Genomic DNA, 26,422 nt, shown 5'->3' on the forward strand with positions numbered 1-26,422 from the left:
CGCCAGCGTCTGTATGGAGAGCAGTATGATAGCGATAAAAAAAGTCCTGTATATGTCCGTCCCGCTTCTGATGGTCGTGACGTCCGGCGCGCAGGCGGATGATGGCTCCGCGTCCGATTCCTTAACCGTCGGGCTGGGGGGACAGTATGCCCCACGTTACTCAGGCTCAGACAAGCAGGTGTGGCAGGTGGTTCCAGTGCTGCAGGGTCGTAAAGGCGCTTTCTTTATTGATGCGCAAAAAGGGGTGGGATATGACCTGCAAAACGACAGCGGTTGGTACTTCGAACACACGCTGGGCTATGACTTCGGAAGGGCTGAGAAAAATTCTGGCTGGCGTGAGGGCGCAAACAATCTGAAAGGGATGGGGGACATTGATACCACCCTGAATACCGGCCTTGCAGTGGGCTGGCAGGCCGCGCCCTGGCTGAGTGTGGAGGGGAAAGCGACGCTGCCTTTAACGGACAGCCAGGGGGCCAGCTATCAGGCCTCCGTGACGCTAGTCCCCGTACAAAATAACCAGGATACGGTCGCCTTTCAGTCTGCGGCCCTGTTTGGCGACAGCCATTATCTGAATACCTGGTATGGGGTCAGCGAGCAGCAGAGCCGCCGCAGCGGATATCGCCGCTATTCAGCGCCGGGTGGATTTTATGGCGTCGAAACCAGTCTGACCTGGAGCCATCAGTTCGATGCCCACTGGGGGACGGTGCTGAGTGCGGACTATACCTGGCTTGGCGACCATGCCAATGATAGCCCGATTGTGATGCGGCGCAATGAGGGGTCTGCAACCGCCGCTATCACCTGGACATTCTAATTCGCGGAGCGCGATGTGGGCGAGGGGATTATTTCTTCTTATCCATCATCGCTTTTAAATCGGCAAACGGGTTAAACGTGGCGACGCCCACGTCTTTTTGGGCGTCTTCACCGGCGACCACAGTGGTGCCGTACTGATCCGCTTCGGTGTATTTCGAATGTTCGTGATCATGGCAAAACAGGCACAGCAGCTCCCAGTTGCTGCCATCTTCCGGGTTGTTGGTATGGTCGTGATCGATATGGTGAACCGTCAATTCACGCAGGTTGGAATAGACGAACTCCCGCGAGCAGCGTCCGCAGACCCAGGGATAGATTTTTAATGCTTTTTCGCGATAGCCGCTTTCCAGTCGCGCGTAGTTTTTAGGGATCAGAGCCATTGCCGGTTTTACCTGCCATGAAAAAAGTGGGGGATATTATATCCCATTATGAAGCGGAATGACGAACCGCTCAATTCCGTCAATTTATTTGACGCTTTCCGTTAAATAAACGGCATTTATTCTCACCGGGTAATGCGTAAAGTAGAGAGAACGCAACGCATTATCAGGACACACTGTTATGAAAAAGATCGGGTTTTTATCATTTGGTCACTGGACGCCTTCTCCGCAGTCCGGCACGCGTTCGGCGGCTGATACGCTGCTGCAGTCCATCGACCTGGCCGTGGCGGCCGAAGAGCTGGGGGCAGACGGCGCGTATTTCCGCGTGCACCACTTTGCCCGACAGCTTAGCTCGCCGTTCCCCCTGCTGGCCGCAATCGGCGCCAAAACGAAAACCATCGAAATCGGTACCGGCGTGATTGATATGCGCTATGAAAATCCGATGTACATGGCTGAAGATGCGGGCGCGGCGGATCTGATTTCCGGCGGTCGTTTACAGCTTGGCATCAGCCGGGGCTCCCCGGAGCAGGTCATTGATGGCTGGCGTCATTTCGGCTATGTCCCGCAGGAAGGGGAAAACGAAGCGGACATGGCGCGCCGTCATACCGAGGTGCTGCTTGAGGTACTGCGCGGCGAAGGGTTTGCAAAGCCGAATCCACAGCCGATGTTCCCAAATCCTCCGGGGCTGCTGCGCCTGGAGCCTTATTCAGAAGGTTTGCGGGAGCGTATCTGGTGGGGTGCCGGTTCGAATGCGACGGCCGTATGGGCCGCAAAGCTGGGAATGAACCTGCAAAGCTCAACCCTGAAAGACGATGAAACCGGCGAGCCGTTCCATATTCAACAGGCAAAACAGATCCGCGCGTACCGCCAGGCCTGGCAAGAGGCCGGGCATGCGCGTGAGCCGCGCGTCTCGGTCAGCCGCAGTATTTTTGCCCTGATGGACGACCGCGACCGGATGTACTTCGGCGCCAGCCGCAACGACAGCGACAGCGTGGGGTATCTCGATGAGAAAACGCGCGCGATCTTCGGACGCAGCTATGCCGCAGAGCCTGACAAGCTGATAGAGCAGTTGAAAAAGGACGAGGCGATTGCCGAGGCTGATACATTATTACTGACCGTACCGAACCAACTTGGTGTGGATTACAATGCGCACGTGATTGAGTCCATTCTCAAACATGTCGCACCGGCAATGGGCTGGCGCGATTAGGTATTCCGCCGTCAGCCGTGAGATCGTAATGGAAAATCTGGCCCTCTGGTATCGCCGTTTTGGCGAGCCAGAATCTGTTCTGCAACCTGAAACCGCGTCGACGGGCGCGCTTGCACCGGGGCACCTCCGAGTGCGAATGCTGTTTGCGCCGGTGAACGCGTCCGATCTCATTCCCATTACCGGCGCCTATCGCCACAGAACTCCGTTACCCGCCGTCGCGGGGTATGAAGGCGTCGGCGTTGTCATTCAGGCGCCCGCGTCGTTTGCGCATCTGGAGGGTAAACGCGTTCTGCCGCTGCGCGGGCAGGGCACCTGGCAGCGCTATGTCGATTGCCCGGCAGAGTATGCTATCCCCGTTCCGGACGATCTCGATTCATGCCTGGCCGCGCGGGCCTATATCAATCCTCTGGCGGCGCAGATGATGCTGACCCACTATCCACCGCAGGGAAAGCGGGTGCTGCTCACGGCCGCCGGTTCGGATTGCGCCGTTCTGCTCGGGCAGTGGGCGCGTCTGGCGGGGGCAGACGCGGTGTACGGTATTCATCGTTCGCCCGTTCACGCCGAGCGGCTGGCGGCGATGGGGATTGTTCCTGTCGCACAGCATGACATGCAGAAGAACGCCAGCGTCGCCTCGCGTGCCGACGTCGTTTACGATGCAACCGGCGGGGCGCTTGCGGAAGCGATCCTGAACGTGATGCCTGAGCAGGGTATATTTGTCTGCTATGGGCTGCTCTCCGGGCAGACCTTCCGCCAGCAGCGGCCCCTGCCTCGCGTGGCGTGGTTCCATATTCGTAACTATCTGGACAGGCTCAGCGCTGAGGCGTGGCGCGCGGAGTTCGATCAAATCTGGCCCCGGATGCGCGCCAGCGAGTACAGCCCCGGTACGGTATACCCTCTGACGGACTGGCAGAAGGCGCTCAGGGTTTATCGGGAAGGCGGAAGGGCAAGCAAGCCCCTCCTGTCGATGGCGGAATGACGGCTACTGATGGCTCATATCGCTCAGCAGTACGGCGATGCTTTGCCCGCCCGCCGTCTGTTCCAGACCAATCTTCACGATGATGGTCAGCGGAACGGAGAGCAGCATGCCTACGGGGCCGAGCAGCCAGCCCCAGAAAATCAGGGACAAAAAGACGACCAGCGTCGAAAGCCCCAGCCCGCGTCCCATCATTCGTGGTTCAAGAATATTACCGAATACCAGATTAATCGCCAGATAGCCGGCCAGCAGAATCAGCGCATCATAAAACCCGCTGAACACCAGCACCTGAAGAATAGGGGGGATCGCCGCCAGCACGGAGCCGATGTTGGGAATGTAGTTGAGCGCAAACGCCAGTAACCCCCAGACGAACGCAAAGCGAACGTCCAGCGCCACCAGCATTCCCCAGACCACCACCCCGGTAACCAGGCTAATGGCGGTTTTCAGTACCAGATAGCGGGAAACGCTGTCCAGCGCGCGCTGAATAGCCCCCATTCCTTCAACCGGACGAACCATAATTTGCTGTAACTTTGCGGGCAGCTGTGGCACCTCCAGCAGCATGAACACGACCGTTAAAAACAGCAGGAAAATGGAGGTCATGGCATTGGAAAGCTGCGTCAGCAGGCCTGTGACAATCGTCATGGCCGCATTAGGGTCGATATATTTAAGAAGCTCCTCAACGGAGACTTCTATTCCCGCGCGCTGTAGCCAGGGCTCAAGCTGCAGCAGCGGTATCGCCAGCGAGGAGCGGTATTTCGGCAGCGTTCGCGCCAGTTCGTTCAGCGAGGTACCCAGATAAGCAACCAGTAACACCATGGCCAAAATAATGACGCTAATCAGCAGGGTAATGGCCAGCACGCGCGGGATGCGCAGCCGCGTCATGCGCTGTACCAACGGGTTAAGGATCACCGCAACGAACAGGGCCAGAATAAAGGGCACAATGATGTCGGCGGCAAAACGAACGCCCGTCAGTATGATCACCAGCATGCCCAGCATGATGACAATTTTTATCCCGTTCAGGGTAATAATGGGTTTAGCCACGGTGACTCCGAAAAACGCTTTTTCTTCATAATAAAGGGTAAACGCCCTGCAATAAACTAACCAAAATCAAACGGAATGGGTAAAGAATTGAAAAGACTTTGAGTAAAATCCTGGCTTATGGTACAAATCTAGCGTGTTCAACTACCGAGGACAATTTTCATCCGCAAAGACGAGAAGCAACAACGCGGATAATTGTAATTTTATGGACAATTTGTTCAGGACGTATTCTTCAAACAACACTGCTGTATTTACCACCTCCTTCTCCCTGCTTGCTGGTGAGCAACACTGGCGCACCGCACTATAGTTATCTCTTCTGCCTGAGCTGGCGCTACGCGCTTAGCTGTCTGATTTAATTTCATATTTTTTGGGTTTGCTGCATGCGGCGGGCCACGATGGATTATATTCTCAAGCAGGAGAAAAACATGTTTTACTGGATCTTATTAGCTCTGGCGATTGTCGCTGAAATTACCGGCACGCTGTCTATGAAGTGGGCAAGCGTCAGCGAGGGTAATACCGGTTTTATTTTAATGCTGGTGATGATTTCACTTTCTTATATTTTCCTTTCGTTTGCGGTAAAAAAAATTGCGCTGGGTGTGGCGTATGCGCTGTGGGAAGGTATTGGTATTTTATTGATTACGCTGTTCAGCGTCCTGATATTTGACGAAACATTAACAACAATGAAAATCGCAGGATTAACGACGCTGGTTGCGGGCATCGTGCTGATTAAATCAGGTACCCGTAAACCGACTAAACAGCAGAAGGAGCAGAACCATGCAACAGTTTGAATGGGTTCATGCGGCCTGGCTGGGCTTCGCTATCGTGCTGGAAATTTTCGCTAACGTTCTGCTGAAATTCTCCGACGGTTTTCGCCGTAAAATATACGGCCTGATGTCGATTGCCGCGGTGCTGGGAGCGTTTAGCGCCCTGTCACAGGCGGTCAAAGGTATCGATCTTTCAGTGGCCTATGCGCTGTGGGGCGGTTTTGGTATCGCCGCCACCCTGGCCGCCGGGTGGGTGCTTTTTGGGCAGCGTTTAAATAATAAAGGCTGGATAGGGCTGATATTGCTGCTTGCGGGCATGATCATGATAAAACTCGCCTGATCAATCGGTAACCCTTACTCACCGACAACTGCGCTGGCTTACTCTTTAGCCAGCGCTTCCAGCTTATCGCGAAAGCCGGTGACGGACAGGGCCCGGTTATCGGCTCGCCAGCGGTCTTTCGCCGCCGGGGCGGAGCTTTGAACGCCAATCAGCTGCCAGCCGTTATCGGTTTTCAGCATCAGCGGTGAACCGCTGTCGCCCGGCAACGTATCGCACTGGTGCGAAAGCACGCTGGTTTGTGCCCAGCCCGTCACGATACAGTCCGTGTGGGTGTAGAGCGCATCCAGATGATCGACCGGATAGCCAGACTGCGTCACCTTGCGGTCGGCGGCTTTCAGCGCGGCGGTCAGCGCCGCTTTATCTCCGTCAAACAGGGGCAGCGGCGTAATACCCGAAGGCGGGTAGCGTAAAATAATCAGGCCAAAATCCCATGAGGCTGCCGCGGGCGGCACTATCCAGCCGTCACCATCCGGCTTCAGGCGCTTCCCGAGAGAAGGATCAACCCGGCCTTCAATGCCGTGGATTTCATAGCGCCAGATCCCTTTTTGCGACACAAATCGTAAGGCTACCGCTTTGTCTGGCTTACCGTTGGGCGGCGTCAACAGGCAGTGGCCCGCCGTCAGAGCTAATTGCGGGGTAATCAGGGTTGCAGTACACAGGTTACCGCTGGCGGTTTCCAGTTGCCCGATCGCATCCCAGGGGGCCTGGGTAGGGTCGGAGACGCGAGTACGATCGTCATGACCGAAAAAAAGCGTCTTTAGCTCTTTCGCGCTAATGGCACCATCATCGCCATCATCCGCCTGTGAGAATCCAGAAAAAAGGCCAAACGTTCCCAGCAACAACACAACAGATTTACGCATATCACACTCTGGTGGGGGTAATTATGATTATTAAAAGTGAACCCTATGAAAATACTATAGACGGGACGGCGCTAAAGTGGGAGTAAAATCAGCGTGCTACAGTCAGGAAAGATAAAAATGGCTTGCGATGAGCGCGCATAAAATAAGCAGGATCAGAATCAGCTCAAACCGATAGCGTCGCAGCATACGCCCTCCGGATAAAAAAAACGGCGCAGAACCTTTTCCGGTTCAGCGCCGGTTTACCAACGTGCCCCGCAGGGCACGGTTAAGCTTGTACTCTTACGCAGCTGGCTGTGCAGCTGGTTTAGCAGCTTCGTGTTTTACTGCTTTTTTGTGATGCTTTTTCGCCGCCTGGGCTTTTTGCTCTACGGCTGGTTTAGCGGCTTTTTTGTGGTGCTTTTTCGCAGCCTGGGCTTTTTGCTCTACGGCTGGTTTAGCGGCTTTTTTGTGGTGCTTTTTAGCCGCCTGCGCTTTTTGTTCTGCAGCCGGTTTAGCGGCTTTATGGTGTTTCTTGTGATGTACGGTTTTTGCTGGCGCCGCGGTGGTCGTTGCAGCAGGTGCCGCAGCCGCTGGTGCAGCGGTGGTTTCAGCAGCGAACGCAGCAGAAGACAGACCCATAGCAGCGGCAACAACCAGAGCTAATACTTTTTTCATGTTCATACCCTCGAATTTGGTTTTTCATTTAACCCCACTGCGGGGCCGTTGAAATAACTATATCCCTGTAAATTCGGGGTTTCCGTGAGTGATTGGTATCGGCGTGTAACCATATGTACAAGGCCGGGGTTCTGCACGGACGCCCCCCTCTCCCTTGAGGGAGAGGGCTGGGGTGAGGGGGAACATACGGCTCTTTTACTTGAGGTCCCTCACCCCCGGCCAAACAGATTACAAATAGCGCGAGGTCAGATGTTCGCGGAAGTAACGAATATTCAGATCCTCGCCCGTCGCCTGGGTGATTAACTGCGACGTGCTGAAGCGGCTGCCGTGCTGCCAGATGTTCTGACGCAGCCACTCAAAGAGGGCGGAAAAATCGCCTTCGGCGATGGAAGCCTGCAGTCCCGGAAGCGCGGTCTTTGCCGCATGGAACAGCTGCGCGGCATACATCGCGCCCAGCGTGTATGACGGGAAGTAACCAAACCCGCCGTCGGTCCAGTGGATATCCTGCATGCAGCCGTTGCGGTAGTTGTCTTTGGTGGATAACCCGAGCCAGGCCTGCATTTTTTCATCCCACAGGGCGGGGATATCGTCCACCTCGATCTCGCCGTTGATCAGCGCGCGCTCAATCTCATAGCGCAGCACCACGTGTGCCGGGTAGCTCACTTCGTCCGCATCGACGCGGATATAGCCAGGCTTAACGCGCTGGTTCCAGGCAATAAAGTTCTCTTCGCTAAACGCTGCCTGGCTGCCAAAGCGGGCATGTACCGCAGGGAGGAGGTGCTTGAGGAAGGCTTCGCTGCGCCCCAACTGCATTTCAAAGAACAGGCTCTGGGATTCATGGATCGCGGTTGAGCGGGCGAGGGCGATGGGCTGGCCTGCCCACGTACGCGGCAGGTTTTGTTCATAGCGCGCGTGTCCGGTTTCGTGGATCACGCCAAACAGCGCGCTGAGCAGTTCGTCTTCATCATAGCGTGTGGTGATCCGCACGTCTTCCGGAACGCCGCCACAGAACGGGTGCGCGCTTACGTCCAGCCGTCCGCTGTTAAAATCGAAGCCGAGCATCTTCATGGCTTCCAGACCCAGCTCGCGCTGGGTTGCCGTCGGGAAGGGGCCCTGCGGCGGAACGAACGACCGCTGAGCCTGTTTCTCCACCGCGCTTGCCAGCAGGTCCGGCAGCCAGGTTTTCATATCGCCAAACAGCACGTCCAGGCGGGCGCTGGTCATGTCCGGCTCAAAAATGTCCAGCAGCGCGTCGTATGGCGTACAGCCTTTAGCTTCGGCGCGCAGGCGGGCCTCTTCGCGGCTGAGTTTCACCACTTCTTTCAGGTTGGCGGAAAAGCCCTGCCAGTCGTTGGCGGGGCGCTGTGTGCGCCAGGCGTGCTCGCATTTGCTTCCCGCGAGCGATTTGGCTTCCACCAGCGATTCCGGCAGCAGGGTCGCCTGCTGGTAGTGGCGCGTCATTTCGCGCAGATTAGCCTGTTCAACGTCGTTCAGATCTTCTCCTGCTGCGGCCGCTAACAGATCGCCGACTTTTTTATCGGTCAGGATCTGATGTTGCAGAACGCTCATTTCCGCCAGCGCTTCACCGCGCGCGGCGCTGCCGCCTGGCGGCATCATGGTGAACATGTCCCAGTTGGCGATGGAGGAGAGGTGCGAGAAGCGGGAGAGACGCTGGAAGGTTTTGACAAGTGATTGATAGGCTGATGTTTTTTGCAATTCTTATTTCCTCATGCCAGGGATGTGTTTCATGGAGCATACAATGAAACAGACCAAATTCCCCAACATTTCCCACACAGAGGAAATCTGTGCCGATCTCCTCCGTTGAAACCGTCCCCGGCATTCCGGGAGACGGTTTTCGGTGGGCACTCAGGACTTATCACGCATAACCTGTTGCAGGATCGCCAGCGCCTGGGTGAACTGGGCATCCGGAATCGTCAGCGGATAAAGGAAGCGGATCACGTTGCCGTACTGGCCGCAGATCAACAACAGCAGGCCCTGGGCGAGCGCCTTTTGCTGGATCGCCTGCGCGATGGCGGCCGAAGGTTCACGGCTCTCGGGGTCAAAAAACTCCGCCGCAATCATCGATCCTCTTCCCCTTATTGCCACGAGCGCAGGAAAGCTGCCCTGAATCTCCTCCAGCGTGGCTTTCAGTCGATCGCCCAGATGGCAGGCGCGGGCGCACAGTGACTCGTTGTCGATAATATTCAGCACCGCGTGCGCGGCAGCCACCGCCAGCGGGTTGCCTGCATAGGTTCCTCCCAGACCGCCGGGAGCCGGCGCGTCCATGATTTCGGCGCGGCCCACCACGCCGGACAGCGGCATTCCGCCTGCCAGGCTTTTCGCCATCGTCATCAGGTCGGGCTTGTCCGCGTAGTGTTCCATGGCAAACAGTTTACCCGTACGGGCGAAGCCGCTCTGCACTTCGTCAGCAATCATCACGATCCCGTGCTCATCGCAGATGCGGCGGATGGCGGCCACCAGCTCTGGCGGGGCGACGTTGAATCCGCCTTCACCCTGGATGGGTTCAAAAATAATCGCCGCCACCTGTTTCGCCTCAATATCCGCTTTGAACAGGCGCTCTATCGCCGTGATGGCATCCTGCGTCGTAATGCCGTGCAGCTCAGAGGGATACGGCACGTGATAAACCGACCCGGGGAACGGACCAAACCCCAGCTTATAGGGCGCGACCTTGCCGGTTAAGGCCATGGTCATATAGGTTCGGCCATGAAAGCCTCCCCCGAAGGCAATCACACCCGGTCTGCCGGTGTGGGCCCGGGCGATTTTAATGGCATTTTCCACCGCTTCCGCGCCCGTTGTGAAGAACGCCGTCTTGGCCGGGCCCTGCACCGGGGCCAGCTCGTTAAGTTTTTCGGCTAAGGAAACGTAGCTTTCATACGGCACAATCTGGTAGGCCGTGTGGGTGAACTGGTGAAGCTGTTTTTCCACTGCGGCCACCAGTTCAGGGTGACGATGGCCGGTATTCAGTACCGCTATCCCGGCGGCGAAATCAATATAGTCATTGCCTTCCACGTCGGTGAGGGTGGCATTCTCCGCCGTGCGGGCAAAGAAATTACACATTACGCCTACGCCGCGCGGGGTGGCAGAAAGTCTGCGTTGATGAAATTCCTGGTTACTCATGTCAGATACCCTTTTGTCGAAACGATCATACGCCAAGACGATCGCGCAGGCTGTAGTACGCCGCGCCCATCGCCGTAAATGGAATCCGCAGGCTGCGACCGCCCGGGAAGGGATAGTGCGGGAGGTTGGCAAACGCATCAAAGCGCTCAGCGTCACCGCGCAACAGTTCCGAGATCAGCCGTCCGGCCAGGTGGGTGCAGGTCACGCCGTGACCGCTGTAGCCCTGCATGTAATAGATGTTCTTGTCCAGACGACCAAACTGCGGCATGCGTGACAGGGTCAGCAGGAAGTTGCCCGTCCAGCGGTAGTCGATTTTGACGCCTGCCAGCTGCGGGAAGGTTTTCAGCAGCTTTGGCATCACCAGACGCACGACATCGTCCGGATCGCGCGCGCCATAGACTACGCCACCGCCGTACAGCAGGCGGTTGTCGGCGGTGAGACGGTAGTAATCCAGCAGGTAGTTGCAATCCTCCACGCAGTAGTTATTGGGGATCAGCGTGCGGACGACCGCTTCCGGCAGCGGGGCGGTGGTCACCACCTGGGTGCCGCAGGGCATGCTGCGTTTTGCCAGCTCCGGTTCTATCTTATCGCCCAGATAGGCATTCCCGGCGACGATCACATAGCGGGCCGTCACCTGGCCATGCTGCGTGCTCACCACGGCCGGGCTGGTGTGCTGAATGGCGGTCACCGGGGACTGTTCATACACCCGCCCGCCGTTGAGGCGAATGGCGTCCGCTTCGCCGATTGCCAGGTTCAGCGGATGAATGTGTCCCCCGCTGCGGTCCAGCAGCGCGCCGGTATAGCGTTCGCTGTCAACTTCCCGGCGGATGGCGTTAGCGTCCAGCAGCTCCAGCTGCGTGTTACCGTAGCGTTCCCAGTTGGCTTTTTGCTCCTCCAGCGTCTCCAGCTGCTTATGGTTTAGCGCCACAAACAGCCCGCCGGGACGATAGTCGCACTGGATCTGGTAGCGCTGGATACGCTCCCGGATGATTTCCCCGCCCTCAAACATCATGCTCCCGAGGACTCTGGCGGCATCGGGGCCGTAGTTTTTCTCAATCACGTCGATATCGCGGCTGTAGGAGTTAACCAACTGGCCGCCGTTGCGTCCGCTGGCGCCGAAACCGATGCGCGCTCCTTCAAGGAGCACCACGTCGTAGCCCATTTCGGCGAGATGCAGCGCGGAGGAGAGGCCGGTATAGCCGCCGCCCACCACGCACACGTCACAGCTGATCGACTCGTTTAGCGTCGGGAAAGGTTCGTAAGCGTTCGCGCTGGCCGCGTAGTAGCTGGTGGTATGTTCGGTCATGATTGAGGCTCCAGGGCAATCCAGATGGTTTTCAGTTCGGTAAATTTTTCCAGCGCGTGCAGGGACTTGTCGCGACCGTTGCCGCTCTGCTTATAGCCGCCAAAGGGTACGGTCATATCGCCGTCGTTATAGTTATTGACGAAGACCGAGCCTGCCTTCAGGCGGCGGCTCATGCGGTGCGCGCGGGAAAGATCGCGGGTCCATACCGCCGCGCCAAGCCCATATTCACTGTCGTTGGCCAGCGTTAAGGCTTCTTCTTCGGTTTTAAAACGGGTGACGACCAGCACCGGCCCAAAAATCTCCTCCCGGCACAGCGGGGAGGCTGGGTCGATGTCGACAAAAATGGTGGGACCCACTGCGGAAGGCCATGCTTGTTCCCGCCCGTCCAGCAGCAGCGTACCTTTCCGGGTTCCCTCGCGAATAAACGTGTGGACGGTATCGGCGTGCGCAGCGTCGATGAGCATTCCCATCGTGCTGTCGGGGTCGAGCGGATCGCCCGGCTGCCAGTGACGGGCCTGCGCTTTTAGCTTTGCCAGGAAGTCATCGGCGATGCTGTCTTCGAGCAGCAGGCGGGTACCGGCGATACAGACTTGCCCCTGGTTATAAAAAATCCCGGCGGCGGTCGCGCTCACGGCCTTGTCCAGGTCCGGACAGTCGGCAAAGATAATGTTGGCGCTCTTGCCGCCCGCCTCCAGCCAGACGCGCTTCATGTTGCTTTCTCCCGCGTCCTTCAACAGCTGCTTGCCGGTACGGGTAGAGCCGGTAAACGTCAGCACCTCGACCTCCGGATGCAGTGCCAGCGCCTGGCCCGCTTCGTGGCCGTAACCGCTTATCACATTCAGCACGCCGTCAGGCAGGCCCGCCTCTTTCGCCAGCCCGGCCAGCCGCAGGGCGGTGAGGGGCGATTTCTCCGACGGTTTCAATACCACGCTGTTGCCCGCGATCAGCGCCGGGCCCAGCTTCCAGCAGGCCAGCAGCAGCGGGAAATTCCAGGGGACGATGGCAGCGACAACCCCGATCGGCTCGCGCACGATCATCGCCAGCTCGCCTGGACCCGTAGGCGCCACTTCGCCGTAGACTTTATCCGCCGCTTCGGCGTACCAGCGAATGGCGCGAGCCGCGCCGGGAATATCGTCGCGCAGGCTGTGGCGGATGGGTTTACCGGTGTCCAGCGTTTCCAGTAAGGCCAGCTCTTCGCCGTGGCGTTCCATCAAATCGGCGAGCTTATTCAGCACGGCCTTGCGCTGCGCCGGAGACGCCTGCGACCAGTCACCGCGCTCAAATACCTCACGCGCGGCCTGAACTGCGCGGTCCACGTCCGCTTGCTTTCCCCGGGCCACGTTCGCCAGCGTCTGTTGGGTAGCAGGATTGACGGTTTCAAACGTGGCGTTATCGGCGGCGTCACAATAGGCACCGTTAATAAATAACCGGGTCTCAATGGCGCTGTTTTTTGCTTTATCCTGCCAGTAAGTCAGGTGCTGAAAATGCATATTCACTCCTTTCTTTCGCAATCAGATAAATAAAGGCATGGCCGTTTCAGGCAATACGAAGCCGTGAGGCATCCCGGGAATTAACCCGTTGAATGCCGACATTGATCGTTTTTATTTGTCCCGGCGTAAGCGTGCTTACGCCGGGACTGAGTGGTTATTAGAACGTGGTGGGGGTGTGGGCACTGATAATGCGGCAGATGCCTGCCGAGGTGTTGCTGAAGCTGTGCGGTATGCCGGTATTGATGGCATAGCTCTGCCCCGCAACCAGGTGATAAGGCTGGCCATTAATGGTCAGCACTATTTCACCTTCCAGTATCGTACCGATCTCCTCACCCTGGTGTTTGATCCTCTCTCCGGTCGTGGTTCCAGGCTGGTAAGTTTCAAAAATCATCGCCAGCGTACGGTTCGGATTTCCGTTATGAACCAGCTTCATCGAAACCCCCTGACTGCCTATTTCGATAAGGTCTTCCTGATTAATAACCACCTGCGGTTCATCAGGTTTTTCCGGTTCCGAAAAGAATTCCGAGAGCGACAGCCCATAAACTTTCAGCAGCTTTTGCAGCGTACTGATGGCAGGACTGACTTTGTCCTGCTCAATGGTGCTGATGGCACTGTGTGTTAACCCAGACAGTTCGGCGGCACGCCGCTGCGAGAGACCCAGCTGCTGGCGGATCTCAGACAGACGTTTCCCTGGCGCCAGTCCGTCATCGCTCATAGTTGCATTTCCTTTACGGTAGAGGTCAAAGCCGTTGCTTCTCGGCAATGTGGCTTTGACAGGCGGTGATAAAACCTTCAAACAACATGCGTGACAGGGCGTACTCGCTGCTGTTCCATTCGGGGTGCCATTGCACGCCGAGGGCAAAAGGGTGGTCCTGAACGCTGACCGCTTCGACCAGCCCATCCGTCGAGCGGGCCTCCACGCGAAGCCGTGGTCCTAACGTTCGTGCACCTTGCCCGTGTAACGAGTTTACCCAAAATGTGTTACAGCCTGGTATTAATTGAGACAGCAGTCCTCCCTCCTGAACCTGAACTTCATGAGACGGGGCGTATTGTAGCTCAACCGGCAGTTCAGGGTCTTCCCGGTGCTCAAGCAGGTCGTTCTGCTCGAACAGGCGGCGATACAGCGTCCCTCCCGTCGCAACAACCATTTCCTGCAGCCCCCGGCAGATGGCGAAAATGGGGATGCGCCTTTCGAGCGCGGCACCAATCAGCGCCATACTCAGAAGATCTCGCCCGGGATCGGCGTCAGGCTCATCGCCGTTTTCACCATAAAGGTGCGGCTGAACGTTACTTGGGCTGCCCGGCAGGTAAATCCCGTCCAGGGTGGGCAGCAGAGCGGTAAGTAGCTCTGGCTCTGCCAGCGCATGCGGTAAGGCAATGGGTAAGCCCCCCGCGTTAATAATGGCATTCAGGTACTTTTCTTGCAGGGTCTGGGTCTCATGACCCTTAAGCCTGTTTCTGCACATCACCACGCCAATAACTGGCTTGTTCATTATATTTTCCATGATCGCCCTCACAAAGTGGACTAAATTTAGGCCATTTTCGCCTGTGAAACGGCCTTTTCGTTCAATATTTTCTCAATCTAGCAACGAGATCTGCCTTTTGCAAACTTAATTTAACATTTGACAAACATTTTATTTGCATACAGATTCGATAGGGTGGACATTATATTTGACAGTCCAGAGCAGCGAACGCAAATCCCAAAAACGGTGGTAAATCATGGAAACCAATATCGTAGAAGTTGAGAACTTTGTGCAGCACACGGACGAGAGGCGGGGCAGCGCCTTTACGCAGGAAGTGAAGCGCTATTTAGAAAAGTATCCTGACACCCAGTTTATTGATGTCCTCCTGACCGACCTGAACGGCTGTTTTCGCGGCAAACGTATCCCGGTTGCCGGACTGAACAAGCTTGAAAAAGGCTGCTATTTCCCGGCATCGGTTTTCGCCATGGACATTTTGGGTAACGTCGTGGAAGAGGCGGGGCTGGGGCAGGAGCTCGGCGAGCCGGACTGTATCTGCGTACCGGTACCGGGCACCCTGACACCGTCCGCCGCCGACCCGGAATACATTGGTCAGGTGCAGCTCACCATGGTTGATGAAGATGGCGCTCCCTTTGACGTTGAGCCGCGGAATGTACTCAACCGACTCTGGCAGCAGCTGCGCCAGCGCGGTCTGTTCCCCGTGGTAGCGGTAGAGCTGGAGTTCTATTTACTTGACCGTCAACGCGATGCCGACGGCTATCTGCAGCCTCCCTGCGCGCCGGGCACCGACGTGCGTAACACGCAGAGCCAGGTCTACTCGGTAGATAACCTGAACCACTTTGCTGACGTGCTGAATGACATTGACGAGCTGGCGCAGCTGCAGCTGATCCCCGCCGACGGGGCGGTGGCTGAGGCCTCCCCGGGCCAGTTTGAGATTAACCTGCACCATACGGAAAACGTGCTCGACGCCTGCGATGATGCGCTGGCGCTAAAGCGTCTCGTCAGGCAGATGGCGGAAAAACATAAGATGCACGCCACGTTTATGGCAAAGCCGTATGAAGAGCATGCGGGCAGCGGGATGCATATTCACATCAGCATACAAAACAACAGAGGCGAAAACGTGCTCGCAGACGCCAGCGGCGAGGATTCCGCGCTGCTGAAACGCGCGCTGGCCGGGATGATCGATCTGATGCCGGCGTCCATGGCGCTGCTGGCACCTAACGTCAACTCCTACCGCCGTTTCCAGCCGGGAATGTACGTGCCGACGCAGGCATCATGGGGACACAATAATCGCACGGTTGCCCTGCGTATCCCCTGCGGCGATCGCCATAACCATCGGGTCGAGTACCGGGTGGCGGGAGCAGACGCAAATCCGTATCTGGTGATGGCGGCGATTTTTGCCGGCATTTTACATGGGCTGGATAACGATTTACCACTGCAGGAAGAAGTGGAAGGCAATGGTCTGGAGCAGGACGGGCTGCCGTTCCCGATCCGTCAGAGCGATGCGCTGTGGGAATTTATGCAAAACGATCATCTTCGCGAGCGGCTGGGCGAACGTTTCTGCCACGTATATCACGCCTGCAAAAATGATGAGTTACTGCAGTTTGAACGCCTGATTACCGAAACGGAAATTGAGTGGATGTTGAAAAACGCCTGATGACGAGCCCCGGTAAGGGGCCGCTTTGTTTCATCGCATACGTATCACCAAACGGCCTGCGCGGAGCCTGGCCTAACTGTTCGCTGGCATGCCAGCTATCTCCCGGGAGTCGCGTTATGGAGCGCAGGCGGCACAGGGATTTTCTTAACGACACTGTGTGACGAGGTAGGAAATGATGCAGATGTTCAACTATCCGCAGGGCGAAGGGGGCCAGTCAGGCGCCTGCTGTGAGTGCGAGCGAGAGATGCTGCGCTGGTACGATCGCGTATGTTCTTTACAACTACCCCCTTTGCTAAGCAGGTTTGCGTTAAGGACAACGCGATTGCAAACCACGGTAAGCATGGGGGGGACGGTTTATGGCGACTAACACCTCTCTTGATTCGCCGGGCATGGCCGGAAGAACCCGGCTGCGCAGTTCCCTCAAGCTCTGGCAGGTGGTCATGATGGGCCTGGCTTACCTCACCCCCATGACCGTGTTTGATACCTTCGGCATTGTGTCCGGTATCAGCAATGGCCACGTGCCCGCCTCGTATCTCCTGGCGCTGGCGGGCGTCATGTTTACCGCCATCAGCTACGGCAAACTGGTGCGTCAGTTCCCGGAAGCGGGCTCTGCGTATACCTACACGCAGAAATCGATCGGACCCCACCTGGGCTTTATGGTCGGCTGGTCATCGCTGCTGGACTATCTCTTCCTGCCGATGATCAACGTGCTGCTGGCGAAGATCTACCTTTCCGCGTTGTTCCCGGAAGTCCCTCCGTGGGTCTGGGTGGTGGGGTTTGTGACGATCCTGACGCTGGCGAACCTGAAGAGCGTTAATTTGGTCGCCAACTTTAACACCCTGTTTGTGCTGGTGCAGATCGCCATCATGGTGGTGTTTGTCATACTCGTGGTGCATGGCCTGCACAAGGGTGAGGGCGTCGGCACCGTCTGGTCGCTGCAGCCGTTTATCAGCGAGAACGCCCACCTGATCCCGATTATTACCGGCGCGACTATCGTCTGCTTCTCTTTCCTCGGCTTTGACGCGGTCACCACGCTGTCGGAAGAGACGCCAAACGCGGCGCGGGTGATTCCCAAAGCCATTTTCCTGACTGCACTGTATGGCGGGCTGATATTCATTGTTGCCTCGTTTTTCATGCAGCTCTTTTTCCCGACGATCGCGCGTTTCAAGAACCCGGACGCCGCGCTGCCGGAAATTGCGCTGTACGTAGGCGGCAAGCTCTTCCAGTCGGTGTTTCTGTGTACCACGTTTGTGAATACGCTCGCTTCAGGCCTGGCCTCGCACGCCAGCGTCTCACGCTTGTTGTATGTGATGGGGCGTGACAACGTCTTTCCGGAGCGGGTGTTTGGCTATGTGCATCCGAAATGGCGGACTCCGGCTCTGAACGTCATTATGGTAGGGATAGTGGCACTGTCGGCCCTTTACTTTGATCTCGTGACCGCGACGGCGCTGATCAACTTTGGCGCGCTGGTGGCATTTACGTTTGTTAATCTCTCGGTGTACAACCATTTCTGGCGGCGTAAGGGGCTGAACAAAACGTGGAAAGATCGGTTCCACTATTTCCTGCTGCCACTCATTGGTGCCGTAACGGTCGGCGTGCTGTGGATAAACCTCGAAGCGACGTCCCTGACGCTTGGCCTCATCTGGGCGGCGCTGGGGGGCCTTTACCTGGCATGGCTAACGCGCCGTTTCCGCAAACCACCTCCGCAGTTTGAAGCCGGTAAGATAGAGCAGGCCTGGGATTCCTGAACGTGAAACGGCACCAGTACGCTGGTGCCGTTTATCGGGATCGCTCATCTACCGGGCATCAGCCCGCAGGCTTACTATCTCAGACGTTTATGAAGACTTGCTCCCACCAGCAGCGCAGCGCACAGCATCAGCGCGATAAACCCGCCCACGCCGTTCCAGCCGTAGTGATGCCAGAACACGCCCCCGAGGGTCCCGGCGATGCTGGAACCCAGGTAATAGCTAAACAGATACAGCGACGATGCCTGCCCTTTGGCGCGACGCGCGCGCGGGCCAATCCAGCTGCTGGCGACCGAGTGTGCGGCGAAGAATCCTGCGGAGAAGAGCAGCATTCCGGCAAAAATCAGCCACAGGGAGGTGAAGAGCGTCAGCAGCAGGCCGACCAGCATCACCACCGTGAAGAACAGCATGACCGGGCCGCGGCCGAAGCGCGCGGTCATCGCCCCGGCTTTCGGCGAGCTCCACGTGCCGGTGAGATAGGCCACGGAAAGCAAACCTACAACGGCCTGGTTTAGATGCCACGGCGAGAGCATCAGGCGATAGCCAATATAGTTAAACAGCGTCACGAAGGAGCCCATCAGCAGGAATCCCATCAGAAACAGTCGCGGCAAACCTTTGTCGCGCCAGTGCAGGCGGAAGTTGATAAACAGCGTTTTTGGGCGCAAAGAGGTCGGGCGGAAATGGCGCGATTCCGGCAGAATTTTCCAGAACATCAGGGCTGATGCCAGCGCAAAACACCCGATTACCGCCAGCGCAATACGCCAGCTAAAGAAATCCGTGAAGACCCCGCTCAGCAGGCGTCCACTCATCCCGCCAATCGAGTTCCCGCTGATGTAGAGCCCCATAGAGAAGGCAACGAAGCTCGGGTGGATCTCCTCGCTGAGGTAGGTCATCCCGACCGCCGCTACGCCGCTGAGCGAGAGTCCAATCAGCGCGCGCATTACCAGAATACCGTGCCAGCTGGTCATCATGGTCGAGAGTAACGTGCAGACCGAGGCCAGCATCAGGGCGGTTACCATCACCGGTTTACGGCCAATGGCGTCGGACAGCGGCCCGGTAAAAAGCAGGCCAATCGCCAGCATGCCGGTAGAAACAGAGAGTGAAACGCTGCTGCTGGCAGGCGATACGCCAAACTCATGAGAGAGAACGGGCAGGATCGGCTGAACGCAATAGAGCAGGGCAAATGTTGCCAGACCGGCGGAGAAGAGCGCCAGCGTGACGCGCATAAACTGGGGGGTACCACGTTTAATGAACTGGACCGGCTGCGGTGCTCCGGGTAAATCATTGATATCTCTTGCCGGATCGATATCAATAGTAGTTGTACGACTCACACAGTTTCCTTGCTTAAACATCCCCGTGATTTCGGGTGACGGGTATGACCACCTGTTCAGGGTAGGAAAATGTAAATATTCTGTCTAATATATTAATAATCTCAAATGATACCTTAAAAATATGAATATCGAGCTGCGTCATCTTCGCTACTTTGTCGCCGTCGCTGAGGAGCTGCATTTTGGTCGCGCGGCGGCGCGGCTGAATATCTCTCAGCCACCCTTAAGCCAGCAGATTCAGATCCTGGAACAGCAGGTCGGGGCGCGCCTTCTGGCCCGCACCAACCGCAGCGTGAGCCTGACGGCGGCGGGGAAGCAGTTTCTGATCGACAGCCGACAAATCCTGAGCATGGTCGATGACGCCGCCGCCCGGGCGGAACGGCTTTATCTCGGGGAAGCCGGAGAGCTGCGAATCGGGTTTACCTCGTCCGCGCCGTTTATCAGCGCCGTCTCGCAGACGCTCTCGTCATTCCGCCGTCATTTTCCGGATGTGCATATTCAGACGCGCGAAATTAATACCCGCGAGCAGATTGCGCCGCTGAATGAAGGTGCGCTCGATCTGGGGCTGATGCGTAATACCCAACTGCCGGACACGCTGGCGTGGGAGGTGATCCTGCGCGAACCGCTGATGGCCATGATCCCGCTCGATCACCCGCTGGCGTCGCGTCCGGCGGTCTCGCTGGCAGAGCTGGCAAAAGAGCCGTTTGTTTTTTTTGACCCGCAGGTCGGAACGGGTCTGTATGACGATATTCTGGGGCTGATGCGCCGCTACGATCTGGCGCCGGTCATTACCCAGGAAGTGGGAGAGGCGATGACCATTATTGGCCTGGTCGCCGCCGGGCTGGGCGTGTCGATACTCCCGGCCTCCTTTAAGCGGGTACAGCTGCGCGAAATGCGCTGGGTTGCCATTGCCGAAGAGGATGCCGTTTCGGAGATGTGGCTGGTGTGGTCAAAACATCGCGAACAGAGTCATGCTGCGCAGCGCTTCAAACAGCAGTTAATCCAGGCCTCCGCAGCCTGATTTTTCCCGGGAAAACGGGTAAAAATGTGCGGTAAATCACATGGCTAAGTAAATATTTGACGACACCCATGGAAGTGCTTCACCATAGCCAATAGTTTATTTCGAAGCTCGAAAATAAGGGAGTACGAGGTGGTTGCTGATAGTCAGCCAGGGCATATTGATCAGATTAAGCAGACCAATGCTGGCGCGGTGTATCGCCTGATTGATCAGCTTGGTCCGGTTTCGCGTATCGATCTGTCGCGCCTGGCACAGCTGGCACCTGCCAGTATCACCAAGATTGTCCGCGAAATGCTGGAAGCGCACCTGGTTCAGGAGACGGAAATTCAGGAGCCGGGCAGCCGTGGCCGTCCGGCGGTCGGGCTGGTAGTTGAGACGGAAGCCTGGCACTACCTCTCACTGCGCATTAGCCGCGGAGAGATCTTCCTTGCGCTGCGCGATCTCAGCAGCAAGCTGGTGGTGGAAGACCGGCTTGAGCTACCGCTCAATGCCGAGGAGCCGCTCCTTGACGCGATTGTCTCGCACATCGATCGCTTCTTTATCCGCCATCAGCAGCGGCTTGAGCGCCTGACGGCGATTGCCATCACCATGCCGGGAATTATTGATACCGAAAACGGCATTGTGCACCGCATGCCGTTTTACGACGACGTCAAAGAGATGCCGCTGGGTGAGGTGCTGAAAAACCATACCGGCGTGCCGGTCTATATTCAGCACGACATCAGCGCCTGGACGATGGCGGAAGCGCTGTTTGGCGCGTCTCGCGGTGCGCGGGACGTCATTCAGGTGGTCATCGACCATAACGTCGGGGCGGGGGTGATCACCGACGGTCGTCTTCTCCACGCCGGCAGCAGCAGCCTGGTGGAAATCGGCCACACCCAAGTCGACCCGTACGGTAAGCGCTGCTACTGCGGGAATCACGGTTGTCTGGAGACGATTGCCAGCGTGGAAAGCGTGCTGGAACTGGCGCAGGTCCGGCTCAGTCAGTCCATGAGCTCCTCGCTGCACGGCCAGCCCTTAACGGTGGACTCCCTCTGCGCCGCCGCGCGCCAGGGCGATCTGCTGGCGAAGGACATCATTACCGGAGTGGGGAATAACGTTGGCCGCATTCTGGCTATCATGGTGAACCTCTTTAACCCGCAAAAAATCCTGATTGGCTCACCGCTCAGCCAGGCGGCGGAGATCCTTTTTCCGGCGATTACGGCCTGTATTCAGCAGCAGTCGCTTCCCGCCTACAGCAAAAATATTGCGGTAGAAAGCACTCAGTTTTCCAACCAGGGAACGATGGCCGGTGCGGCGCTGGTCAAAGATGCCATGTATAACGGCTCGCTGCTTATCCGCCTGTTACAGGGTTAACTCTTTTCCGCTGATGTAAGAAAAATTGCGCTATCTCAAGCCGGGTAGCGCACGCATCCCGTAGACTTCCCCCACTGAATTATTTACCTGGTTTATATTTTCGAAGCATACCCAAGAGGTGGAGTGAGTCATGCTTAAGCGTTTCTTTGTTACTGGTACAGATACCTCTGTCGGCAAGACCGTCGTATCCCGCGCATTGCTGCAGGCGCTGGCAGCAAGCGGTAGACGCGTTGCAGGGTTCAAACCGGTCGCAAAAGGGAGTAAAGAGACGCCAGAGGGATTACGTAATAAAGACGCCCTGGTGCTGCAAAGCGTCTCGTCGCTGGAACTGCCTTATCACGCGGTCAATCCCATTGCGTTAAGCGAAGAGGAGAGCAGCGTGGCGCACAGCGGCCTGATTAACTACTCCCTGTTGTCCGACGGGCTGGCGAACCTGAGCGAGCAGGTTGATCACGTGGTGGTGGAAGGGACGGGCGGCTGGCGCAGCCTGATGAATGACCTGCGCCCGCTCTCCGAATGGGTCGTGCAGGAGCAACTGCCGGTGGTGATGGTAGTGGGTATTCAGGAAGGGTGCATCAACCATGCGCTGCTGACGGCGCAGGCGATTGCCAATGACGGCCTGCCGCTGATTGGCTGGGTGGCAAACCGCATTAATCCGGGCCTCGCGCACTACGCTGAAATCATCGACGTGCTGAGCACCAAGCTGCCTGGCCCGCTGGTGGGCGAGCTGCCTTATCTGCCACGCGCCGAGCAGCGCGAGCTAGCGCAGTACATCGATCTCTCTGCCCTCGGTGGCGTGTTGACCGTAGATCGAGTCGTGGCGTAACGTCCGCGACAGCACGGACGCCATCACGCAGGCGACCAATAAACCGGGCAGTAAAAAATATTGCCCGGTCATTTCACTGACCATCAGCGCCGACATAATGGGCGCATGCGTGGTCGCGGCAAGTAGCGTTGCCATTCCTGCCAGCCCCAGCAGAATCGCCGTCTCAGAGCCCGGCAGCCATAGTGCGAACAGCTGCGCGAACAGCATCCCCGTTGCCATGCCGACAAACAACGTGGGCGTAAACACCCCGCCCGGCGCGCCCGAACCGCTGCTCGCCAGTACCGCCAGCAGCTTACAGATGAACACCCCGGCAATCACCGACAGCAGCGGCGGCGCGAGCAGAAAAGCCTGAACCACGCTGTAGCCATTCCCCCACACCTTCGGCGTCAGTAGAGACAGCAGCCCGACGATCAAGCCGCCGAGCGCCAGCTGCCACGGTGGCGAAAGCCTGAGGCGCAGGAAAAGCCCGTGGCTGAAGGCCATCAGCCACATCAGCAGCGGCCCGCAGAGACCCGCCAGCAGGCCCATGGCGACCAGCAGAGCATAATCGGCCGCGGTGAGAATGCCGCTCAGATGGACCGCGTAGAGCGTACCGGCGCCCGGAGCCAGAAGCTGCGTGGTGAGAAGCGCCACCACCGCCGCAATCACCACCGGACCGAGCGAGGCCAGCATCAGCGTGCCAAACAGAATCTCAGCGATGAACAGGCTTCCGGCTAACGGTGCATGGTAGGCGCTGGCCATCCCGGCGGCGGCGCCACAGGCGATCCAGAGCTTCCATTCCGATTTGGGCGTAAAACGACGGGCGAAAAAGGAGGCGGCGAGGGCGGCAAGCAGGATCATCGCACCTTCCCGGCCGATGGCGCTTCCGCTGGCAACGACCAGCAGCGAAGCAAGGGATTTAACGAGGCTGGCGCCGTAGTCAAACTGACCGTCGCCGGTCTCCAGCGCTTCCATATAATCGGTCGGGGCGTGGGGACGCTGGGCGGTCAGGCGCTGCCATCCCCAGAGCAGCAGTCCGGCAGCCAGCCCTCCAAGCGCAGGCGTTAGCGCGCGTCGCCAGGGTGAGAGCGACGCGGCGGCATTCACCAGGCTGCCGCTGTCGTTGCTCAGAAGCAGCCACTCCAGCAGGTACATGCTGTGGCGGAACGCCGCAACGGCCAGCGCGGCCAGCACGCCAGTTACGGTGGCAATCAGCAGTCGGCGAAACATCGCGCGGATGTCGTGGTAGGTATGAAGACGTTGCATGGGTCGCGTTTTAACGGGAACGATACGATATTGTGGCGGGAAAACGCGGGGTTAGCAAAAGGTCTGCGTGCGAAAAAGCCGGGCGATGCCCGGCCAGAAAGGTTAGCTGTCGCTATGAATATTCAGCGCCCGACGCGTACGCCCGGAGCTCAGGTACTCGGCAATATAGTCCTGCGAAATCTCGCCGTTATAGCGCCCGTCCTCATCCACGATCGGCATCCAGCTGGTATTACTCTCATACAGACGGGAAAGCACCACGCGCAGGTTGTCCTCGGCCTTGCCGGTCATGCGGAACGGATGCAGGATGTCGGCACAGGTGCCGCTGGCGTTACGCGCTTCGCGACGCTTCACAAAGCCCAGCGGTTTGCCGTGCTCGTCGACCACCGTAACGGCACGAATATCATTATCATCCATGGTCGCAAAAGCTTCGGGAAGCGGAGTAGAGCCCCGCACCGTAATGGTCGGCTGCTGGTCGGTGACGTCTCCCGCGGAGACCAGCAGCAGGCGCTTCAGCGTGCGGTCCTGACCGACAAACGAGCCGACAAACTCATTCGCCGGTTTCGCCAGCAGTTCATCCGGGCTGGCGCACTGCACGATTTTCCCCTGACGGAACACCGCAATACGGTCGCCGAGCTTCAGAGCTTCGTCGATATCGTGGCTCACCAGCATGACGGTTTTTTTCAGCTTGCGCTGCATTTCCAGAAACTGGTTCTGGATCACCTCGCGGTTGATCGGGTCCACCGCGCCGAACGGTTCATCCATCAGCAGTACCGGAGGATCCGCCGCCAGGGCACGGATGACGCCGATACGCTGCTGCTGGCCGCCGGACATCTCGCGCGGATAGCGGTGAAGGAACTTGTGCGGATCCATCGCCACCATGTCCATCAGCTCTTCGGCGCGGGTTTTGCAGCGCGCTTTATCCCAGCCCAGCATGCGCGGCACGACGGTGATGTTCTCTTCAATGGTCATGTTCGGGAACAGGCCAATCTGCTGGATCACGTAGCCGATGTTGCGGCGCAGGGTCACGGTGTCCATCCCGCTGGTGTCCTCGCCGTTAATCAGGATGTTCCCGCTGCTTGGGGTGATGAGGCGGTTAATCATCTTCAGGGTGGTGGTTTTCCCGCAGCCGGACGGGCCGAGCAGGACGCACATTTCCCCTTCAGGCACGTTCAGGTTGACGTTATCGACGGCCTTAAAGGTCTGGCCTCGCTTCTGTGAAAATTGTTTGGTGAGGTTTTCCAGTTTTATCATTATCGAATCCCCTTCGGAGTCAGAACCACCTGCAGACGGTGCAGCAGCCAGTCGAGTACAATCGCTAAAAGACAAATCATCAACGCGCCTGCAATCAGCATGCGAATATCGCTTCCGCCGATGCCGTTAAGCAGCAGAAGGCCCAGCCCACCCGCGCCAATCACGGCGGCGATTGCCATCACGCCGATGTTCATCACCACGGCGGTGCGAATCCCGCCGAAAATCACCGGCAGCGCCATCGGAATTTCCACCCAGCGCAGACGCTGCCAGAACGTCATGCCAATGCCGCGTCCGGCTTCGCGCAGGCCCGGCGGCAGGCTGTCGAGCGCCGTGTGGGTGTTACGCACAATCGGCAGCAGCGAGTAAAGAAACACCGCCGTAATGGCGGGCAGGGCGCCAATCCCCTGACCGATCAGCGAAAACAGCGGGATCATCAGGCCAAACAGCGCGATAGACGGAATGGTCAGCACGATGGTGGCTATCCCCAGCACCGGCGTCGCCAGCCACCTGTGGCGGACAATCAGAATGCCCAGCGGGACGCCGATGAGAATCGCTAAGCCCACGGCCAGCGCCACCAGCCACAGATGCTGCAGCGTCAGGGTTAACAGATAGTCCCAGTTGTCCAGAATGTAGTGAACGGTATCCATAGCGCCTCCTACAGCAGCTGTTTGCTACGCAGGAAATCGCGGGCGACCTGCTGCGGTGACTGATGGTCGATATCCACCTTTTTGTTCAGCTCGGTAATAACGTCGTTGTTGAGCTGGGCAGAGAGGGTATTGAGCGCCTCTTCCAGACCGGGATTGGCCTCCAGCGTGTCCTTACGCACCACCGGGGTGACCGCGTAGCTCGGGAAGAAGCCTTTATCATCCTCAAGCACCTTCAGGTCGAATCCTTTCACGCGCCCGTCGGTGGTGTATACCAGGCCGGCGTCAACGAAGCCGTCGCGCACCGCGTTATAGACCAGACCGGGGTCCATCTGGCGGATTTGCGGGCGGTCCAGATCCAGCTTATAGGCCTCCTGTAGGGGCTTCATGCCGTCGCTGCGCCCGGCAAACTCCAGGTCTAAGCCCAGCAGCCAATTTTTGTCCGGGTTGGTTTTACGGATCTGCTCAATCTTCGCCACCATCTCCGACATGGTGTTGATATGTTCCGCCTCGGCGCGCTTGCGCTGCATGGCGAAGGCATAGGTGTTGTTCATGTCGGCGGGGTTGAGCCAGACCAGACCGTGCTTCGCGTCGAGGCGCTTCACCGTCTCGTAAGATTCCTGAGGCGACATGCGCTTATTGATGTGGTTGAAGATGATCAGCGACGTACCGGTGTACTCCCACGTCATATCAATCTGCTTGTTGATCATCGCGTTGCGGGAGATCACCGTGGCGATATTGGTTTTTGGCTGAACCTGGAAGCCTTTTTTTTGCAGGTACTGCACGGTCATCGCCGAGAGAATGTGCTGCTCGGTAAAGCTCTTGGTCGCCAGAATCAGCGGGGCTGCCATCGCCTGGCCGGTGAACAGCGCCGCGGCACACAGCGCCGTCAGGCTGGAAAACAGTCTCATAGAAGCTCC

General features: G+C 57.7%; 27 protein-coding genes. 11 read left to right on the forward strand and 16 right to left on the reverse strand.

Going from position 1 to position 26,422, the window contains the following annotated elements; translation table 11 throughout:
* The first annotated feature begins 25 nt into the window (after positions 1–25).
* A complete protein-coding gene (locus AC4ICF_RS10540; RefSeq protein WP_192981452.1) occupies positions 26–811 on the forward strand; it encodes a MipA/OmpV family protein in 786 nt (261 codons plus the stop codon).
* Positions 812–839: 28 nt separating this feature from the next.
* Here AC4ICF_RS10540 and yajD read toward each other — a convergent pair whose 3' ends face one another.
* Entirely contained in the window at positions 840–1,187 is a 348-nt protein-coding gene (yajD, locus tag AC4ICF_RS10545; protein ID WP_003857471.1) for an HNH nuclease YajD, read from the reverse strand.
* 178 nt (positions 1,188–1,365) lie between these two features.
* Between yajD and AC4ICF_RS10550 the strand changes: the two genes are divergently transcribed.
* Both AC4ICF_RS10550 and AC4ICF_RS10555 read left to right on the forward strand, forming a co-directional pair.
* Positions 1,366–2,391 carry an LLM class flavin-dependent oxidoreductase gene (locus tag AC4ICF_RS10550; protein WP_163329107.1) on the forward strand — a complete coding sequence of 342 codons (1,026 nt, stop codon included), beginning with the start codon at positions 1,366–1,368 and terminating at the stop codon, positions 2,389–2,391.
* 28 nt (positions 2,392–2,419) lie between these two features.
* Positions 2,420–3,367 carry a zinc-dependent alcohol dehydrogenase family protein gene (locus tag AC4ICF_RS10555; RefSeq protein WP_316379012.1) on the forward strand — a complete coding sequence of 316 codons (948 nt, stop codon included), beginning with the start codon at positions 2,420–2,422 and terminating at the stop codon, positions 3,365–3,367.
* A 3-nt stretch (positions 3,368–3,370) separates the two neighbouring features.
* Here AC4ICF_RS10555 and AC4ICF_RS10560 read toward each other — a convergent pair whose 3' ends face one another.
* Positions 3,371–4,405, reverse strand: coding sequence for an AI-2E family transporter (locus AC4ICF_RS10560; protein ID WP_316379013.1), 1,035 nt, complete (start codon positions 4,403–4,405; stop codon positions 3,371–3,373).
* A 133-nt stretch (positions 4,406–4,538) separates the two neighbouring features.
* Here AC4ICF_RS10560 and AC4ICF_RS10565 point away from each other — a divergent pair, with 133 nt between their 5' ends.
* From AC4ICF_RS10565 to mdtI, 3 genes are all read left to right on the forward strand, one after another.
* Entirely contained in the window at positions 4,539–4,709 is a 171-nt protein-coding gene (locus AC4ICF_RS10565; protein ID WP_420094871.1) for a protein YdgV, read from the forward strand.
* A gap of 118 nt (positions 4,710–4,827) precedes the next feature.
* Positions 4,828–5,190 carry a multidrug/spermidine efflux SMR transporter subunit MdtJ gene (mdtJ, locus tag AC4ICF_RS10570; RefSeq protein ID WP_116341143.1) on the forward strand — a complete coding sequence of 121 codons (363 nt, stop codon included), beginning with the start codon at positions 4,828–4,830 and terminating at the stop codon, positions 5,188–5,190.
* The gene (gene mdtI, locus AC4ICF_RS10575) at positions 5,177–5,506 is read left to right on the forward strand and encodes a multidrug/spermidine efflux SMR transporter subunit MdtI (protein WP_116340271.1); all 330 of its coding nucleotides are present in this window, start codon (positions 5,177–5,179) and stop codon (positions 5,504–5,506) included. Before mdtJ ends, mdtI begins: the two co-directional genes overlap by 14 nt.
* Before the next feature lie 38 nt (positions 5,507–5,544).
* Here the strand turns inward: mdtI and AC4ICF_RS10580 are convergent, their stop codons facing one another.
* The 9 genes from AC4ICF_RS10580 to puuD all read right to left on the reverse strand — a co-directional run bounded on the left by AC4ICF_RS10580 (position 5,545) and on the right by puuD (position 14,459).
* Positions 5,545–6,366, reverse strand: a complete 822-nt coding sequence (locus AC4ICF_RS10580; protein WP_163329111.1) for a trypsin-like serine peptidase — start codon at positions 6,364–6,366, stop codon at positions 5,545–5,547.
* 102 nt (positions 6,367–6,468) lie between these two features.
* The gene (gene ydgU / locus AC4ICF_RS10585; RefSeq protein WP_021241182.1) at positions 6,469–6,552 is read right to left on the reverse strand and encodes a small membrane protein YdgU; all 84 of its coding nucleotides are present in this window, start codon (positions 6,550–6,552) and stop codon (positions 6,469–6,471) included.
* Between the two features lie 93 nt (positions 6,553–6,645).
* Positions 6,646–7,020 (reverse strand): acid resistance repetitive basic protein Asr, encoded by a 375-nt coding sequence (asr, locus tag AC4ICF_RS10590; RefSeq protein WP_032642591.1) that lies wholly within the window; start codon positions 7,018–7,020, stop codon positions 6,646–6,648.
* A gap of 228 nt (positions 7,021–7,248) precedes the next feature.
* The gene (locus AC4ICF_RS10595) at positions 7,249–8,736 is read right to left on the reverse strand and encodes a carboxypeptidase M32 (RefSeq protein WP_316379014.1); all 1,488 of its coding nucleotides are present in this window, start codon (positions 8,734–8,736) and stop codon (positions 7,249–7,251) included.
* Between the two features lie 150 nt (positions 8,737–8,886).
* On the reverse strand, positions 8,887–10,158 hold the full coding sequence (puuE, locus tag AC4ICF_RS10600; protein ID WP_233002442.1) for a 4-aminobutyrate transaminase: 1,272 nt from the start codon (positions 10,156–10,158) through the stop codon (positions 8,887–8,889).
* A 25-nt stretch (positions 10,159–10,183) separates the two neighbouring features.
* Entirely contained in the window at positions 10,184–11,464 is a 1,281-nt protein-coding gene (locus AC4ICF_RS10605; protein WP_316379016.1) for an NAD(P)/FAD-dependent oxidoreductase, read from the reverse strand.
* Positions 11,461–12,954, reverse strand: coding sequence for an aldehyde dehydrogenase PuuC (gene puuC / locus AC4ICF_RS10610; protein ID WP_316379017.1), 1,494 nt, complete (start codon positions 12,952–12,954; stop codon positions 11,461–11,463). The genes AC4ICF_RS10605 and puuC overlap by 4 nt, the downstream gene beginning before the upstream one ends.
* 157 nt (positions 12,955–13,111) lie before the next feature.
* The gene (gene puuR / locus AC4ICF_RS10615; RefSeq protein ID WP_013096835.1) at positions 13,112–13,669 is read right to left on the reverse strand and encodes an HTH-type transcriptional regulator PuuR; all 558 of its coding nucleotides are present in this window, start codon (positions 13,667–13,669) and stop codon (positions 13,112–13,114) included.
* A gap of 25 nt (positions 13,670–13,694) precedes the next feature.
* Positions 13,695–14,459: a gamma-glutamyl-gamma-aminobutyrate hydrolase gene (puuD, locus tag AC4ICF_RS10620; RefSeq protein ID WP_302218667.1), complete on the reverse strand. Its 765-nt coding sequence runs from the start codon at positions 14,457–14,459 to the stop codon at positions 13,695–13,697.
* Between the two features lie 214 nt (positions 14,460–14,673).
* Here puuD and AC4ICF_RS10625 point away from each other — a divergent pair, with 214 nt between their 5' ends.
* Entirely contained in the window at positions 14,674–16,092 is a 1,419-nt protein-coding gene (locus AC4ICF_RS10625) for a glutamine synthetase family protein (protein ID WP_302218665.1), read from the forward strand.
* Between the two features lie 356 nt (positions 16,093–16,448).
* A complete protein-coding gene (locus AC4ICF_RS10630; protein ID WP_316379018.1) occupies positions 16,449–17,840 on the forward strand; it encodes an APC family permease in 1,392 nt (463 codons plus the stop codon).
* Between the two features lie 74 nt (positions 17,841–17,914).
* Here AC4ICF_RS10630 and AC4ICF_RS10635 read toward each other — a convergent pair whose 3' ends face one another.
* A complete protein-coding gene (locus AC4ICF_RS10635; protein WP_316379019.1) occupies positions 17,915–19,168 on the reverse strand; it encodes an MFS transporter in 1,254 nt (417 codons plus the stop codon).
* 121 nt (positions 19,169–19,289) lie between these two features.
* Here AC4ICF_RS10635 and AC4ICF_RS10640 point away from each other — a divergent pair, with 121 nt between their 5' ends.
* The 3 genes from AC4ICF_RS10640 to bioD all read left to right on the forward strand — a co-directional run bounded on the left by AC4ICF_RS10640 (position 19,290) and on the right by bioD (position 22,362).
* Positions 19,290–20,186, forward strand: coding sequence for a LysR family transcriptional regulator (locus AC4ICF_RS10640; RefSeq protein WP_116340251.1), 897 nt, complete (start codon positions 19,290–19,292; stop codon positions 20,184–20,186).
* Positions 20,187–20,315: 129 nt separating this feature from the next.
* On the forward strand, positions 20,316–21,536 hold the full coding sequence (mlc, locus tag AC4ICF_RS10645; RefSeq protein ID WP_045401244.1) for a sugar metabolism global transcriptional regulator Mlc: 1,221 nt from the start codon (positions 20,316–20,318) through the stop codon (positions 21,534–21,536).
* Between the two features lie 130 nt (positions 21,537–21,666).
* Positions 21,667–22,362: a dethiobiotin synthase gene (gene bioD / locus AC4ICF_RS10650; RefSeq protein WP_116340249.1), complete on the forward strand. Its 696-nt coding sequence runs from the start codon at positions 21,667–21,669 to the stop codon at positions 22,360–22,362.
* Here bioD and clcB read toward each other — a convergent pair.
* The 4 genes from clcB to osmX all read right to left on the reverse strand — a co-directional run bounded on the left by clcB (position 22,297) and on the right by osmX (position 26,413).
* On the reverse strand, positions 22,297–23,607 hold the full coding sequence (clcB, locus tag AC4ICF_RS10655; protein ID WP_316379020.1) for a voltage-gated ClC-type chloride channel ClcB: 1,311 nt from the start codon (positions 23,605–23,607) through the stop codon (positions 22,297–22,299). The two genes, bioD and clcB, sit on opposite strands and share 66 nt — an antisense overlap.
* A gap of 102 nt (positions 23,608–23,709) precedes the next feature.
* Positions 23,710–24,858 carry an osmoprotectant ABC transporter ATP-binding protein OsmV gene (osmV, locus tag AC4ICF_RS10660; protein ID WP_316379021.1) on the reverse strand — a complete coding sequence of 383 codons (1,149 nt, stop codon included), beginning with the start codon at positions 24,856–24,858 and terminating at the stop codon, positions 23,710–23,712.
* Positions 24,858–25,505 carry an osmoprotectant ABC transporter permease OsmW gene (osmW, locus tag AC4ICF_RS10665; RefSeq protein ID WP_316379023.1) on the reverse strand — a complete coding sequence of 216 codons (648 nt, stop codon included), beginning with the start codon at positions 25,503–25,505 and terminating at the stop codon, positions 24,858–24,860. The genes osmV and osmW overlap by 1 nt, the downstream gene beginning before the upstream one ends.
* 8 nt (positions 25,506–25,513) lie before the next feature.
* Positions 25,514–26,413, reverse strand: a complete 900-nt coding sequence (gene osmX, locus AC4ICF_RS10670; protein WP_116340240.1) for an osmoprotectant ABC transporter substrate-binding protein OsmX — start codon at positions 26,411–26,413, stop codon at positions 25,514–25,516.
* Positions 26,414–26,422 lie beyond the last annotated feature (9 nt).

The organism is Enterobacter sp. ECC_219_Taxon_10 (assembly GCF_058354905.1).

Excerpts from the sequence above, each read along its gene's own strand:
- AC4ICF_RS10540 (WP_192981452.1), top strand. The coding sequence starts at position 26 with ATGATAGCGATAAAAAAAGTCCTGTATATGTCCGTCCCGCTTCTGATG.
- yajD (WP_003857471.1), bottom strand. The coding sequence starts at position 1,187 with ATGGCTCTGATCCCTAAAAACTACGCGCGACTGGAAAGCGGCTATCGC.
- AC4ICF_RS10550 (WP_163329107.1), top strand. The coding sequence starts at position 1,366 with ATGAAAAAGATCGGGTTTTTATCATTTGGTCACTGGACGCCTTCTCCG.
- AC4ICF_RS10555 (WP_316379012.1), top strand. The coding sequence starts at position 2,420 with ATGGAAAATCTGGCCCTCTGGTATCGCCGTTTTGGCGAGCCAGAATCT.
- mdtJ (WP_116341143.1), top strand. The coding sequence starts at position 4,828 with ATGTTTTACTGGATCTTATTAGCTCTGGCGATTGTCGCTGAAATTACC.
- mdtI (WP_116340271.1), top strand. The coding sequence starts at position 5,177 with ATGCAACAGTTTGAATGGGTTCATGCGGCCTGGCTGGGCTTCGCTATC.
- AC4ICF_RS10580 (WP_163329111.1), bottom strand. The coding sequence starts at position 6,366 with ATGCGTAAATCTGTTGTGTTGTTGCTGGGAACGTTTGGCCTTTTTTCT.
- ydgU (WP_021241182.1), bottom strand. The coding sequence starts at position 6,552 with ATGCTGCGACGCTATCGGTTTGAGCTGATTCTGATCCTGCTTATTTTA.
- asr (WP_032642591.1), bottom strand. The coding sequence starts at position 7,020 with ATGAAAAAAGTATTAGCTCTGGTTGTTGCCGCTGCTATGGGTCTGTCT.
- puuE (WP_233002442.1), bottom strand. The coding sequence starts at position 10,158 with ATGAGTAACCAGGAATTTCATCAACGCAGACTTTCTGCCACCCCGCGC.
- AC4ICF_RS10605 (WP_316379016.1), bottom strand. The coding sequence starts at position 11,464 with ATGACCGAACATACCACCAGCTACTACGCGGCCAGCGCGAACGCTTAC.
- puuC (WP_316379017.1), bottom strand. The coding sequence starts at position 12,954 with ATGCATTTTCAGCACCTGACTTACTGGCAGGATAAAGCAAAAAACAGC.
- puuR (WP_013096835.1), bottom strand. The coding sequence starts at position 13,669 with ATGAGCGATGACGGACTGGCGCCAGGGAAACGTCTGTCTGAGATCCGC.
- puuD (WP_302218667.1), bottom strand. The coding sequence starts at position 14,459 with ATGGAAAATATAATGAACAAGCCAGTTATTGGCGTGGTGATGTGCAGA.
- AC4ICF_RS10625 (WP_302218665.1), top strand. The coding sequence starts at position 14,674 with ATGGAAACCAATATCGTAGAAGTTGAGAACTTTGTGCAGCACACGGAC.
- AC4ICF_RS10630 (WP_316379018.1), top strand. The coding sequence starts at position 16,449 with ATGGCGACTAACACCTCTCTTGATTCGCCGGGCATGGCCGGAAGAACC.
- AC4ICF_RS10640 (WP_116340251.1), top strand. The coding sequence starts at position 19,290 with ATGAATATCGAGCTGCGTCATCTTCGCTACTTTGTCGCCGTCGCTGAG.
- bioD (WP_116340249.1), top strand. The coding sequence starts at position 21,667 with ATGCTTAAGCGTTTCTTTGTTACTGGTACAGATACCTCTGTCGGCAAG.
- clcB (WP_316379020.1), bottom strand. The coding sequence starts at position 23,607 with ATGCAACGTCTTCATACCTACCACGACATCCGCGCGATGTTTCGCCGA.
- osmV (WP_316379021.1), bottom strand. The coding sequence starts at position 24,858 with ATGATAAAACTGGAAAACCTCACCAAACAATTTTCACAGAAGCGAGGC.
- osmW (WP_316379023.1), bottom strand. The coding sequence starts at position 25,505 with ATGGATACCGTTCACTACATTCTGGACAACTGGGACTATCTGTTAACC.
- osmX (WP_116340240.1), bottom strand. The coding sequence starts at position 26,413 with ATGAGACTGTTTTCCAGCCTGACGGCGCTGTGTGCCGCGGCGCTGTTC.